Origin of the sequence: Staphylococcus sp. GDX8P114P-2, from assembly GCF_017892945.1 — a bacterium.
GTDB classification, from domain to species: Bacteria; Bacillota; Bacilli; order Staphylococcales; family Staphylococcaceae; genus Staphylococcus; species Staphylococcus arlettae.
In genome coordinates this window covers 14,866-28,258 of the sequence record NZ_JAESMB010000014.1, presented here as the reverse complement: position 1 = coordinate 28,258, position 13,393 = coordinate 14,866, and the positions used below count along the sequence as shown (strand labels likewise).

At 34.6% G+C, this 13,393-nt stretch carries 13 protein-coding genes; 4 read left to right on the top strand and 9 right to left on the bottom strand.

Going from position 1 to position 13,393, the window contains the following annotated elements; all coding sequences use genetic code 11:
• The first annotated feature begins 49 nt into the window (after positions 1-49).
• Both trhO and KA845_RS07465 read left to right on the top strand, forming a co-directional pair.
• The gene (gene trhO / locus KA845_RS07470) at positions 50-1,000 is read left to right on the top strand and encodes an oxygen-dependent tRNA uridine(34) hydroxylase TrhO (RefSeq protein ID WP_103388272.1); all 951 of its coding nucleotides are present in this window, start codon (positions 50-52) and stop codon (positions 998-1,000) included.
• A gap of 286 nt (positions 1,001-1,286) precedes the next feature.
• Positions 1,287-1,721 carry an Hsp20/alpha crystallin family protein gene (locus KA845_RS07465; RefSeq protein WP_103388273.1) on the top strand — a complete coding sequence of 145 codons (435 nt, stop codon included), beginning with the start codon at positions 1,287-1,289 and terminating at the stop codon, positions 1,719-1,721.
• Between the two features lie 59 nt (positions 1,722-1,780).
• On the opposite strand, the gene KA845_RS07460 is transcribed toward KA845_RS07465, so the two are convergent.
• The 3 genes from KA845_RS07460 to KA845_RS07450 all read right to left on the bottom strand — a co-directional run bounded on the left by KA845_RS07460 (position 1,781) and on the right by KA845_RS07450 (position 5,041).
• Positions 1,781-2,752: an SMP-30/gluconolactonase/LRE family protein gene (locus tag KA845_RS07460; protein ID WP_103388274.1), complete on the bottom strand. Its 972-nt coding sequence runs from the start codon at positions 2,750-2,752 to the stop codon at positions 1,781-1,783.
• Positions 2,753-2,874: 122 nt separating this feature from the next.
• A complete protein-coding gene (gene pcp / locus KA845_RS07455; protein WP_103388275.1) occupies positions 2,875-3,513 on the bottom strand; it encodes a pyroglutamyl-peptidase I in 639 nt (212 codons plus the stop codon).
• Between the two features lie 799 nt (positions 3,514-4,312).
• Positions 4,313-5,041 (bottom strand): transglycosylase family protein, encoded by a 729-nt coding sequence (locus tag KA845_RS07450; RefSeq protein WP_103388276.1) that lies wholly within the window; start codon positions 5,039-5,041, stop codon positions 4,313-4,315.
• Positions 5,042-5,505: 464 nt separating this feature from the next.
• Here KA845_RS07450 and KA845_RS07445 point away from each other — a divergent pair, with 464 nt between their 5' ends.
• Positions 5,506-5,922, top strand: coding sequence for a DUF2871 domain-containing protein (locus tag KA845_RS07445; protein ID WP_002510725.1), 417 nt, complete (start codon positions 5,506-5,508; stop codon positions 5,920-5,922).
• A gap of 112 nt (positions 5,923-6,034) precedes the next feature.
• Here the strand turns inward: KA845_RS07445 and KA845_RS07440 are convergent, their stop codons facing one another.
• From KA845_RS07440 to KA845_RS07415, 6 genes are all read right to left on the bottom strand, one after another.
• On the bottom strand, positions 6,035-7,147 hold the full coding sequence (locus tag KA845_RS07440) for a YkvI family membrane protein (protein WP_002510726.1): 1,113 nt from the start codon (positions 7,145-7,147) through the stop codon (positions 6,035-6,037).
• 338 nt (positions 7,148-7,485) lie between these two features.
• The gene (locus tag KA845_RS07435) at positions 7,486-8,175 is read right to left on the bottom strand and encodes a transglycosylase family protein (protein ID WP_103388278.1); all 690 of its coding nucleotides are present in this window, start codon (positions 8,173-8,175) and stop codon (positions 7,486-7,488) included.
• A gap of 360 nt (positions 8,176-8,535) precedes the next feature.
• Positions 8,536-9,084 carry a tubby C-terminal domain-like protein gene (locus KA845_RS07430; protein ID WP_103388279.1) on the bottom strand — a complete coding sequence of 183 codons (549 nt, stop codon included), beginning with the start codon at positions 9,082-9,084 and terminating at the stop codon, positions 8,536-8,538.
• A gap of 116 nt (positions 9,085-9,200) precedes the next feature.
• Positions 9,201-9,710, bottom strand: coding sequence for a YfiT family bacillithiol transferase (locus tag KA845_RS07425; RefSeq protein ID WP_103388280.1), 510 nt, complete (start codon positions 9,708-9,710; stop codon positions 9,201-9,203).
• A gap of 311 nt (positions 9,711-10,021) precedes the next feature.
• Positions 10,022-10,786 (bottom strand): 2,4-dienoyl-CoA reductase, encoded by a 765-nt coding sequence (fadH, locus tag KA845_RS07420; RefSeq protein ID WP_103388281.1) that lies wholly within the window; start codon positions 10,784-10,786, stop codon positions 10,022-10,024.
• Positions 10,787-10,908: 122 nt separating this feature from the next.
• A complete protein-coding gene (locus KA845_RS07415; RefSeq protein ID WP_107382461.1) occupies positions 10,909-11,484 on the bottom strand; it encodes a dihydrofolate reductase family protein in 576 nt (191 codons plus the stop codon).
• Positions 11,485-11,830: 346 nt separating this feature from the next.
• Here KA845_RS07415 and KA845_RS07410 point away from each other — a divergent pair, with 346 nt between their 5' ends.
• A complete protein-coding gene (locus tag KA845_RS07410) occupies positions 11,831-13,144 on the top strand; it encodes a YjiH family protein (protein ID WP_021459505.1) in 1,314 nt (437 codons plus the stop codon).
• Positions 13,145-13,393: the final 249 nt, after the last annotated feature.

The following is a 13,393-nucleotide window of genomic DNA, read 5'->3' as shown; positions in this document are numbered from 1 at the left end:
TATATTTCAATATGATGTACTAAAAGACTATATAGAGGAGAATCGATTTATGGATTATCAAGTATTATTGTATTACAAATACACTACCATTAATGACCCCGAAACATTCGCATCAGAGCATTTAGATTTTTGTAAAGACTTAGAACTAAAAGGGCGTATTTTAGTATCAACTGAAGGTATTAACGGTACCGTTTCAGGTACAACAGAAGCGACAAACAAATATATGGAAGCAATGCAAGCTGATCCTCGTTTCAAAGACATTACGTTCAAAATAGACGCTGCAGAAGATCATGCATTCAAAAAAATGCACGTGCGTCCACGTAAAGAAATAGTCGCTCTAGACTTAGAAGAAGATGTAAACCCAAATGAATTAACAGGAAAATATTTATCACCAATAGAATTTAAACAAGCACTAGAATCAGACGATACAATCGTAATCGATGCACGAAATGACTATGAATATGATCTTGGTCATTTCCGTGGTGCCGTTCGTCCTAACATCACTCGTTTCAGAGACTTACCAGACTGGATTAAAGAAAATAAAGAACAATTTATGGATAAAAAAATTGTTACGTATTGTACAGGCGGTATTCGTTGTGAAAAATTCTCTGGTTGGTTATTAAAAGAAGGATTTGAAGATGTTGCACAATTAAAAGATGGCATCGCAACATACGGCAAAGACCCAGAAACACAAGGCGAATTATGGGATGGCAAAATGTATGTTTTCGATGAACGTATCAGCGTGGAAATTAACCAAGTTGAAAAAACAGTAGTTGGAAAAGAATGGTTTGATGGTACACCATGTGAACGTTACATCAATTGTAGTAACCCAGATTGTAACAAACAAATTTTAGTTTCTGAAGAAAATGAAGCACGTTATTTAGGTGCTTGTTCACACGAATGTGCAACACACGAAAGAAACCGTTATGTTGCCAAACATAATATTAGCGAAGAAGAAAAAGCGCAACGTTTAGAAAACTTTAAACAATTTGCACATTAATTTTTATAACAGAGCAAGAAGATCAATCACTTTACATAGGTGATGACTTCTTTGCTCTTTTTTTATTACACAATATGCCATATTGCCACCTAGCGACTTACTATAATTGCATTTGTTCAAGCAATTGGCAATTAATCAAAAATAGTCAAACTTTAATGTTGACTAACTTTGACCTTTGTCTTATAATATAGTTGTAAGGTTAAAGAAGAGATCAGTGCTGAAGTCATTGCATATCTTCAACACTGGTACTTCGACCTAATTTATTATGATTAAGGAGAGATGTATGATGGCTTTTGATATGAGACCATTCAACAATTCATTTTTCGATATTAATCAAGGTGATTTCATTAAAGATTTAGGACGTCAAGTTTTTAACCAGTCCCCTTTTAGTGCTTCTAGTATTACAACTGATATTAAAGAATTAGACAACGCTTATGTAGTAGAAGCAGAACTTCCTGGCATGGATAAAGAAAATATTAGTCTAACATTTGATAATAATATTTTAACTATCGAAGGTAAACAATCTATCGAAAACAACCAAGAAGACGAAGAAGGTCGCGTAATTCGTAAAGAACGTAGTTACAGCAATGTCCGTCGTCAATTTACGTTTAATGGTGTAGACCAAACTGCAATCAAAGCTTCTTATAATGATGGTATGTTAAATATCACATTACCAAAATCAGAACAATATAACACAGATAATCAAATTCAAATAGATTAATTTTTAACAATCACTTATATGGAGAGGGACATAAATCAAAGTTTATGTCCCTCTCTTTTTTATTGAAATTGATAACTGTAATGCCCCGAGGCAAAACCATTCACTGTGTATAACCATGATCCACCATTTTGTTCAATATCATTCGCACATATTAATAATTGATTCGTCCCAGGAATAAATGCAGGATGTGTTGATCGTAACATATGGCCTTCATCACGACCTGGAATTAAAATTTGACCGATGGGATAGCCTTTTTTATTAAACACTAACACTCTCCCCTGACCATACATCGCTACATACAAATTATCATCACTATCAATACAACAAGAATCCGGACCTTCATGACCTGTAAAATAATATGGAATAGTAGCTCCAAACGGCGCAATTGTGATGCCATCTTCTAATAATTCAATGCGATGTAAACGATTGGTCGTGGTTTCCGTCACCCACAATATGCGTTCATCAGTACTAAGTGCTACACCATTGGCTACTGCTATATTTTGAATTACTGGTGTTACTGTCTTGAAATCGGGTGAGACATAATACACGCCACCTTGAGGATTAGTGGAATATCCTCTAAAGTCAGTAAAGTAAAATCCACCTTTACTGTCAAAGACTAAGTCATCTACACAATACTCTGATGAGATATCAGATAAAATCGCTTCAAAATTTTCCCCTAGTTCATCTGATGCAAATATACCACCCGTACTTTTAAAGTCTCCTAAATAACAAATAAACAACCGTCCATCTTTATGTATCTTTACCGCTGCTGGATTATCTTTAGAAGACTGAAAAGGATTGGTAATAGCATGTGTCGTCATATCTACTTTAAAGATATTACCGCCAAAGACTTCACATAAAAACAGATTTTTTGCTCTATCAAAACACAGCCCTTCTAGCTGTAATCCTTCATCTGATATTTTTAACCACGGTTCTGCTGTCACAGTTTGTAAATTGCTCTCACTAATAATAGGCACTGCACTCTTCGAAGCACCTGTATACGTTAGTGTTGGTAATGTGTTATTTGTCATAACTAACTTCCTTTCTATTATAAGTTTATCTCTTTATTGTATGATAGCGTTTTCTTAAATGAAAGTAAGAAAACGTCTCACTTGTTCCATGGCATTTCTACGTCTGTAGCATAAAATACTTACTATTCAGTCTGACCTAATGCTAGTGACGCATCGTCATCATATGAAATTGCTGTGATAGCTGCTGTTAAACCTGTCACTATAGTAGCTAACGACAATGACGGTGTAGCTGTTTGTACATTGCATTGTTCAGATATGTAGGGCACATGAATAAAGCCAAATAACAATTGGGGATATTGTGTTGCTTGTAGATAACCTGATTGATAAAAAATATGATTACAAACAAAAGTTCCTGCTGTATTTGATAACTTTGCCTCCACGCCACTTTGTTGAATTGCTGCAGTCATTCTTTTTACTGGCATATTTGAAAAATAAGCCGGTGCACCGTCTTGTTGAATAGGTGTATCAATAGGTTGCTGCCCTTTATTATCAGGAATACGTGCATCATCTATATTTATTGCTACGCGTTCTGGTGTTAATGCGCTACGCCCTCCCGCTTGCCCGATTGTTAATATCGCATCAATATCTTTTTGTTGTACACATTGAATCAGTACATCATTCGCTTCATAAAATACTGTAGGTAATTCTAATTTAGTTAACTTATGCTTCCCTATTTCATGTGGTAATTGTCTCAGTGCTTCTAAAGCTGGATTTAGCACTTGACCATCAAATGGTTCAAAAGCTGCAACTAGTATGTTCATAAACTATCCCCCTTCTTATTTCACTCATTAATTCTACAGCGTAATTTAATGAAAGTTCAAAATCTACAGTTCGTTTTTTAATTCTAAACTCTTCAACAGCTCCATTATAATATATACATTAAATTTTATAGAAAATAAAATTTCTAACCTTAATTATTTCATTTCCATACACTTTAGAATAAAATTACAACACTTAAGAAAAATGACACACAATAAAATATACTTATTGCGTAAAACCAAATAACATTAAGGGAGTGGGACAGAAATCTAATTTGATAAAAAGATTTCGTCGTCCCACCCCGGCAAGGATGACTAGCATTGAAAAAATCTTGGTTTGAAGCGCATTTTCAATGCAGTCAGCTACTGCCAATACGGAAAAAGGTTTCGAATAAAACATGATGTGGGACAGAAATCCAATTTTGAGAAAATGATTTCGTCGTCCCACCCCGGCAAGGATGACTAGTATTGAAAAAAGCTTGATTTAAAGCGCATTTTCAATACAGTCAGCTACTGCCAATATGACAAGAGACTAGGACGAATCAATATTGTCCCAGCCTCTTGTCTCATTAATTTGATACTAAATCATTTTTGTATAAGCAATATTTTCAACACCATATCGGCAGGAATTGGGGTCGGCTTCTGTGGGAAGAGTACTAGCAGAAGACTACAGACTAAAGCAGTGTCCGTGGAAAGCGTGCATAAAAAAACTGCCGGCAAAGTCAGAGACTTTGTCGACAGTCTGATTTCTACCTCAAAAGAGGTGAGAATCTTAATATGGGAATAAAATAAAATGCTTATATTAAGCAGTTACCCATTGTGACGCACCTTCAGTTTCATAAAGTTCCATTGCTGCTGCATCTTGTACTGATTCTGGTGCAGATGCTGCTGGTTGACCTTGATATTCAGCTGGTGCTACTGAATCCCATGTACTTTGTAAGAATTGATATTTACCTGAAGCACCTGATGAAGGGTTAGTAGCATTGATGTCGCCACCTGATTCACGTTGTGCAATTTGTTTTAAGTGATCATTCACTTCTACTGATGAACCACTTGAAGCTTCACTTGAGCTAGTGTCTTCAGAAGATGCTGAAGTAGACTCTTGTTGTGGTTGTTCAGTTTGCTCAGTTTGTGGTGCAGCTGTTTGTTGAGGTTCTTCAGCTTGCTCACTTTGTTGAGTTGATGTTGCTTGTTCAGCATTGTTATTTGATTGTTCAGCTGGTGCTGATTGCTCAGTACCTTGAGTTGATTGAGCACTAGTGTCAGCTGCTCCTTGACCATAGCCATTGTAACTCCATGACCAATAAGTACCATCTGAATCAAAGTTATAATCTACTTTATCATGATTAAAATCATAGTTATAAGAACCTTCATGAACTGGTGCATCATTTAATTGTTGAGGGTTATTTTGTGCTGTATTTGCTAATTGTGCTTTATCTATATTTTGTTCTGATGCGTCTGCTTGTCCTGACGCTACTCCTGTAACTCCTAGTCCAACTGCTAATGTTGATGCGATAATTGTTTTTTTCATTATTAATATCCTCCTAAAAGGTGAATGTTTTAAGTTTAATATAAATTAAAATCGTTGTTTGCTATCAATTTCAACTACAAGAGCCACTTTAACACTTATAAAACCCTAGTAGGTTACAGTGAGATAAAAAAAACAAGCTTTTTTTTACATCCCAATGACATTCAAAATGACCAAATCCCCTTCATTAAGCTCATTTATAAACTGGCACTGTCCTTTATAGTTTAATTATTTGCAATTCAACTTTGTAATATTCATGTAATTAGTGCGAAAATAATGCATGTTAACACCTTTATATAACTTTATTTTTAGCATTATTATATAAATTATTTTTAGAAAAGTAATAACTAAATAATTAGGATAGTTTTGTCTGTTTTTATTGTGCTATCCGTACTTATTGTTCATCTTCAGTTCATAAATAGACATTATAGTAAAACTATTCAATTAACACATAGGAGGATAGTACAATGAAAAAGTTAATGTATAGCTCAGCATTTTATACAATTTTAGGCTTACTTAGTGGCATATTTTATCGAGAAATGACAAAAGCAGAAGAATTTAGTGGTTATTCGCAATTAAATGTAACACATACACATTTACTCGTTTTAGGAACTATCATGTTTTTAATATTTATGATTATTGAACTTCAACTCAACATAACGAAGCATAAAACTTTATTTAATTACTTCTTTTATCTCTATCATTTAGGATTATTAATCACTGTTGCTATGCAATATGTTAATGGTATCGCAACGATTAAAGGGTTCAATGCTGGACCAGCTATTGCAGGTATTTCTGGATTAGGTCATATCACATTAGCCATAGCACTAATTTGTTTCTTTAGCTTATTGCATAAACGTATAACTAATGTGACTAATAAATAACATTACTATATAACAAATGGGTCAGAAATCTCCGTACTCAAAATAAAGGACTAATCCGTATTAAATGGATTAGTCCTTTTTATATAAAAACCAAAATCAATTTATTCTATACTTAAGAATTGGTTTGTCCTACATTATTTGGATAATGTTCAGGTGCTTTATTTTCTAATTTCTTCATTTTAAATGGTGCATAAATTAAAACACCTATTAACACTAATCCTAAATAACCAATAACAGGATAGAAGAAAGTCATTAAATCTTTAAATCCTGCAAAGCTTACGACAAAACCAATTAATATCATAACTGTATAAAACACTTTAAATTGTTTCGTATCGTTTTTAGTAAAACGTGTTGCTAATGAATAAAACATTCCTAGACATGTATTAAAAATCATGAGGTAAATGACAATAGACATAAAGATACCAAAAATTGGAGAAATATCATTAACAAGACCTAACATTGGTAATGCTAAATGACCTACTGTATCAATATTCGTTAAAATAGCAAAATGACTTAACATAATCATCACACCTAAGACAAGTCCACCAACTAGGCCACCCCACGCAGCTACTTTCGGATTTTTCTCACTACCACCCATAACGATGGACATAGAAGCTCCTAAACCTACATTAAGTGATACATAGTTGACTCCTGCTAAAAACCAATTAGGTACAGCAGGTTTATGACTTTGAGCGAGTTGGTTCAACTCACTGAATGATCCTGACATAGTGACGATACAATACCCAGCAATAATTAAAATACAAATAATTAATAACGGCGTAATATTACCAATAACTTTGACAACCCCATCGATTTTCATCATGCCAAATAAAAAGACTAATATTGCCATTAGTGCTGTTCCTAAAAATGCTGGAATACCAAACTGCTGTTCAAAGCTTGATCCACCACCAGCAAGCATAACAACACCAAAACCAAATAAAGCAATGATTAACACTATGTCTACAATTCCGGCTATAGTTTTACCAACTGCACTATCTCCAGTAATTTTACGAATAACGACAGTATGACTCTCTGCTTTTAATTTACTGCCTAACCATACTAACATCATACCTACATAGGCAAATAAAATCGTAGAAACAACGGCAGCTAAAACTCCTAGTGCTCCAAAACTCGTAAAATATTGTAAAATTTCTTGTCCTGAAGCAAATCCTGCGCCAACGATAATACCAATAAATGCACTTCCGATTAACATTATTCTCTTCATTATAAATCCCCTTTGTTTATCACGTAACCACAAAAAAATTGAATTATTTATTGCGTGTTTACATTTTTATGTATGCTTGCAATTGTCTGTAATCATGCAAATCAGTACTAAATACGCCAACAATGAAAACGCTTGCATATTCCTATGCTAACTTATATTACTAGAAGAATCAACGAAACATATAATGTGTAGTATACGATTTATTGTGCGTCACGATGGCATTGTAGTGCTTTATTTTACATTTTTACACATAAAAAATCCTGCTTCTCACTAATAGAAGCAGGATCATCATTCAATTTATTTTGACTTGTCTTTTGTTGGAGTGAAACTACCTAAACTTAAGCAGTTACCCATTGTGAAGCGCCAGCTGTATTATATAGTTCAACTGCTGCTGCATCTTGAACTGATTCTGGAGCAGATGCTGGTGATTGTCCAACATATTCTGCTGGTGCTACTGAATCCCAAGTGCTTTGTAAGAATTGGTATTTACCTGCTGCACCTGAACTTGGGTTAATTGCAGTAATGTCGCCACCTGATTCACGTTGAGCGATTTGTTGTAAATGAGAATTAACGTTTACTGATGAACCACTTGAAGCTTCAGTAGATTTTGTAGTTGTAGAAGTTGACGTTGAAGTCGTTACTTCTGTTGATTGTTGTGTTGATTCAGCTTGTGGAGCTGACTCTTGTTGTGGCTGTTCTGTTGCTACTGATGCTTCAGCTGAAGCAGATTGTTCAGAACTTGATTGTGAACTTGCAGCTGATGATTTTTCACCAGATCCTTCACCATAACTCCATGAGAAGCTTTTACCATCTGATTGGAAGCTATAGTTCACACCATCAACTGTAAAGTTATAATTATAAGCACCTTCTGCAATTGGAGCTGCATCTAATTGTGCTGACCCAGATTGTGCTAATTGTGCTAATTGTTCTTTATTAATATCTTGTTCTGCTGCGTCTGCTTGTCCTGACGCTAATCCTGTTACGCCTAATCCTAACGCTAAAGTTGAAGCAATTACTGTTTTTTTCATAAAATTAATACTCCTCCTAAAAAGATAATTCGTCGTAATGATTTATTTGCAATACAGGTAATACTGTAACACGCATAAATCCTTAGTAGGTTACAGAGATATGAAAAAAACAGGTGTTTTTTTACAACTTAATTACAAGAAAATTCTGAATAAATTAGCGAAAAAGTGCTAAAAACATGATTAAAATAGTAGATTAAGGGAATTAAATGAATATATGTTTGTAATATGAGTGTAACTTAAGCACAAAATGTGCATGTTTTTACCTTATTTCATTTCTTTTTAATTTGTTATAAAAGTTCAATGCAATAATTATTGTAAAATTATGATTGTTTCATTGTATACTATTTCACTTTAGGCTATTCAATCTGACTTACTCCGTTGATATTCCTGAAATTCATAAAAAACTTGGAATAATAGTAGTAACATGGCTGGATTATAAATATCACTTTGAATATCTATATCATGGCGTGACGCAATTTTAAATCTTTCTGATTTTGTTGTCATTAAAGTTTGAGCTTGTTCATTCATTACATTAACACTTCGTGAAATAAAACCGGACTGAAATGTTAAAGTGTCTCCTTGGATACCTTCGAATAGCATTTTAGGTTTAAATCCTATTTTAGTACGAAACACCCCAATGACTTCATTATTTTTTTCTACTTCCCACACTGTCTTAAATGGTGTTTTAAATTTACCACTGACTGAACGTTCTTGACGTACTCGAAATATATCTTGACCATCTGTTATTTCAAAATTATGTTTCTTTTTCCCTAACCAAGCAAACGTTTCTTGCGCCGTAGACGTATAATATAATTTCAATGCAAAAACAGCATGGTGTTGCTCATTATAAATATCAATTGCAGTTGTTGATGTGCTAAAAAAGTTTTCCTTAAAATAATATTTAGCCATAATGTCAAACTCCCATCACTTAGTTTTCTATTATTGTACCCTATCTGTAATTGTAACTTCTATATATTGTAATAAAAAAACCATTCAAAATCATGATGACTCTGAATGGTTAGTAACTATTGTGATAATGCAATCTTAATATGCTCTAAATGATGAACTTCGTGCCATGCCAATTTTGCTACTTTTGTAGCGACATCGATTTCACCACTACCTTGTAATGTAAAGACTCTTGTTAATTGTGCTTCTGTTAAAGTTTGACCTAGTACTGCTATACGTTCATTAATGCCTTCTAACATACGAATAGACGGTTCAATCGGTAAGTTAGTATCTGGTTGTACCGCCCATTTATCTTGAATAAATGGTGGAACTTGAGGATTATCGTCTGTTAGAGCCAATTTCAAACGTTGATACATATTTAATTGTGAATCCGCAATATGATGAACAAGTTGACGCACGTTCCAACTACCCTCACGATAAGTTTTCGCCAATGCTTCATCATCCAAGCCATCCACTACAGTACGTAATTGATAAGTATATTCCCTTATATTATCTAACCATTCTTGTACATCACTTAATGTCACGTGCTCTGGTACCTCTAGTTTACCTATTGGAAATCTAACATCCATATAACTTCACCTTTACTTTCTTGTTTAATAAAGTTGTTATGTTATTAGTATTCTCCGATTTAACTATCTTAAACATTCAATTACATAGGACAATTATGAATATGAATATGAATGAGGTAGAAAATAAAAAGAGTAGGACAGAAAACTAATTTGATTAAAAAGATTTCATCGCCCCACCTCGACTGAATGACTAACATTGGAAAACTTAATGCGAAGTGCATTTTCAGTGCAGTCATCTACTGATAATATTAAAAGGCTGGAACAACGCAATGCTGTCCCAGCCTTTTATCATTGTATTTTTTATTCATTCATTAAAAAGGATTACGATTCAACCACGCACCACCATCCATTGTAATGCATTCACCATTAATATATGCGGCTTCATCTGAGAACAAGAAATGTGCTAAACCAGCAATTTCTTCAGGTTGTCCCATACGACCGACCGGTACATTGTCTATTGTTTCCTGTCGCGCCTCTTCTGATAATGTCAACTTCTCTGAGCCACCTGTATGTTCAATCGGCCCAGGTGCAATGGCATTAACACAAATGCCATATTTAGACCCCCACTCTACTGCGAGTGTTTTAGTCATTGATAGTACACCTGCTTTGGCACTTGCAGAATGAATAACGCCTGGCCCTGCCGTCCATGCGTATGTTGCGGCCATATTTAAGATTCTTCCAGATTCTCCACGTTCTATCCATGTTTTTCCGACTGCCTGTGTACAATACCATGTACCATTTAACACAATATCAATGACCGCATTCCAACCATTAATTGATAAATCCTCCGCCGGACAAATAAAGTTACCTGCTGCATTATTGACTAAACCGTCAATTTTGCCAAAAGTTTCAATTGCATAATCTACAGTGTATTGTACCCGATCAGGATCACGTACATCCATATCTACACATAACACTTGTCCCGCATAACATTCGATTTCTTTTTTAGTTGCTTCCAATTTATCCATATGTCGTCCAGTAATCACTACTTTTGCACCTTCAGCTGCAAAGCGTTTCGCCATTGCCTTACCCATACCACTACTACCGCCAGTTATCATAATCACTTTATTCTTCATTTGCATGCTCCTTCATGTTAATAATAATCTAACTCCAAATAGAAAACGCTTACATTCTTATTGCAAGTATAACAAAATAGTACAATTATCTGGAAGTAACAATACTTTTAAAACATAAAATGCTAAGTCAGTTTCTGATACCATAAACCAAGCGCCCCTGACTCAAATGTTTGGCTATGTCTCAGTGTTAAGTTTGTTTGATCAGCAATATGTTCAAACAAGCGTAATCCTTGTCCAACTAATACTGGTGATACTGTTATTTTAAAAGTATCAACCACGTTTAATTGCATCAAATGATGCGCAAATCGTGGACTACCAATCACCACAATGTCACCACCGGGTTGTTGCTTCAAATCTGCAATAGCTGCTTCCACCCCATCATTAACGAGACGAGTATTGTTCCAATCTACGGATTCTAAAGTCGTTGAAAAGACTACTTTTTCTACTTGTTCAATCCATTGAGCATGATTTCGTTCGTGTTCTGATGCTGTGGTCTCTGTTTTTACCGATGGCCAATAATCATGCATCATTTCATATGTTTTGCGTCCCCATACTACGGTATCTGCCGAGCTTAAAACTTTATCAGCAAATTGTTCTAACTCTTCATTATAAGCAATCCAACCTATATCCATAGCACCATTCGGTCCTTCAACAAAACCGTCTAATGATGCATGTAAAAATACTACTAAATGCCTCACATCTAACAGCCCCTTCACTTTAATAGTCATTACATTAATTAGTATGAACAATACTTCGTTTTGTTATACCCTATTTTGTAATATATGTTAATTTTTTCTCTTTAATTTAACAAAGCAAATGTACTATTAATATAGATCAACAGCTGTTTTATAGTTTGAAACTATTAATAGTTAGTTTATTAATATTGGTTGATAACATTTTACCCTTTTACAATAGATATAAGATATCTTACGTAAGTTGATGTTCACTTCTCTACAATAAGTCATATAGGGGATGATATGATTTTGTATAATTTATGGTGTATCTTTCAACTACGTTATTCATATCAAACAAAGGGGTGTCACTATGATAAAAGAAGAAGCGATTGCAGTTCGCAATAAAGGGGCATGGCGTTTTTATGTTTTTAGTTTACTCGGTATATTTTGTTTCTTCGTACCTATCACAATTAATGGAACAAATTCAATATTTATTGATCATGTCCATTTAGCTATTAGAGCAGTATTAGGTGACGTTATGCCATATATAGCGTTATTAATGATTTTAGCAGGAGCCATCTTGCCTATTATGAGGCAAACATATAAAAAGTCTGCCACTGATTTTATTATTACATTATTTAAAGTTATTGGTGCGGTTATTGGCGTAATGTATGTTTTCAACTTTGGTCCGGCACTATTATTTAATAAAGATTATGGTCCATTTTTATTTGATCAACTGATGATGCCATTAAGTGTACTTATTCCTGTCGGTGCCATCGCACTGTCTTTACTTGTCGGTTACGGTTTGCTTGAATTTGTAGGTGTCTTTATGGAGCCAGTAATGCGTCCTGTATTTAAGACACCGGGGAAATCTGCAGTTGATGCCGTAGCTTCATTTGTTGGTAGTTATTCTTTAGGGCTATTAATTACCAATCGAGTTTATAAAAAAGGGATGTACAACAAGCGTGAAGCAACGATTATCGCTACAGGGTTCTCTACAGTATCAGCGACTTTTATGATTATCGTAGCGAATACGCTCGGCTTAATGCCACATTGGAATTTATATTTTTGGGGAACGTTAGTCATCACATTTATCGTGACCGCTATTACTGCTTGGTTACCTCCTATCGTCAATGAATCTACAGAATATTATAACGGACAAGAAGGAGAGCAGGAGGTAGCTATTAAAGGTAGTCGTTTACAAACAGCTTATAATGAAGCTATGAAACAAAATGCTGCCACACCATCACTATTAAAAAATGTGTGGGATAATGTTAGAGACGGTGTTGAAATGACCATCGCTATACTACCTTCCATCTTATCGATTGGATTTTTAGGTTTATTATTAGCGAACTTCACACCACTTATTGATTGGCTTAGCTATATTTTTTACCCAGTCATTTATCTATTCCCTATACCTGATCAGGCTTTATTAGCTAAAGCCTCAGCCATTTCAATTATCGAAATGTTCTTGCCATCATTACTTGTAGCTAAAGCAGCATTAAGCACGAAATTTGTCGTTGGAGTTGTCAGTGTATCAGCGATTATCTTCTTCTCTGCTTTAGTACCATGTATTCTAGCAACAGAAATTAAAATACCAGTGTGGAAACTTATAGTTATTTGGTTCATACGTGTCGTTCTTACGTTATTAATTACTATACCACTGGCACTATTATTATTTTAAAAGGGAGTGGGTGAGAAATCTGATTTTGAAAAAAATGATTTCGTCGTCCCCCCGGCAAGGATGACTAGCGTTGAAAAAAGCTCGATTTGAAGCGCATTTTCAATGCAGTCAGCTACTGCCAATATGAAAAAAGACTAGGACAATCAATATTGTCCTAGCCTCCATAACATAAACAAATCCTTCGCATTAATTCGCGAAGGGTTTGTTTATTTTCTATTTATATAGTTTTGTCAAAATAGTAGTGCATTT

Excerpts from the sequence above, each read along its gene's own strand:
- KA845_RS07430 (WP_103388279.1), bottom strand. The coding sequence starts at position 9,084 with ATGGCTAAATATTATTTTAAGGAAAACTTTTTTAGCACATCAACAACT.
- KA845_RS07440 (WP_002510726.1), bottom strand. The coding sequence starts at position 7,147 with ATGAAGAGAATAATGTTAATCGGAAGTGCATTTATTGGTATTATCGTT.
- KA845_RS07445 (WP_002510725.1), top strand. The coding sequence starts at position 5,506 with ATGAAAAAGTTAATGTATAGCTCAGCATTTTATACAATTTTAGGCTTA.
- trhO (WP_103388272.1), top strand. The coding sequence starts at position 50 with ATGGATTATCAAGTATTATTGTATTACAAATACACTACCATTAATGAC.
- KA845_RS07410 (WP_021459505.1), top strand. The coding sequence starts at position 11,831 with ATGATAAAAGAAGAAGCGATTGCAGTTCGCAATAAAGGGGCATGGCGT.
- KA845_RS07425 (WP_103388280.1), bottom strand. The coding sequence starts at position 9,710 with ATGGATGTTAGATTTCCAATAGGTAAACTAGAGGTACCAGAGCACGTG.
- fadH (WP_103388281.1), bottom strand. The coding sequence starts at position 10,786 with ATGAAGAATAAAGTGATTATGATAACTGGCGGTAGTAGTGGTATGGGT.
- KA845_RS07460 (WP_103388274.1), bottom strand. The coding sequence starts at position 2,752 with ATGACAAATAACACATTACCAACACTAACGTATACAGGTGCTTCGAAG.
- KA845_RS07435 (WP_103388278.1), bottom strand. The coding sequence starts at position 8,175 with ATGAAAAAAACAGTAATTGCTTCAACTTTAGCGTTAGGATTAGGCGTA.
- KA845_RS07450 (WP_103388276.1), bottom strand. The coding sequence starts at position 5,041 with ATGAAAAAAACAATTATCGCATCAACATTAGCAGTTGGACTAGGAGTT.
- pcp (WP_103388275.1), bottom strand. The coding sequence starts at position 3,513 with ATGAACATACTAGTTGCAGCTTTTGAACCATTTGATGGTCAAGTGCTA.
- KA845_RS07465 (WP_103388273.1), top strand. The coding sequence starts at position 1,287 with ATGGCTTTTGATATGAGACCATTCAACAATTCATTTTTCGATATTAAT.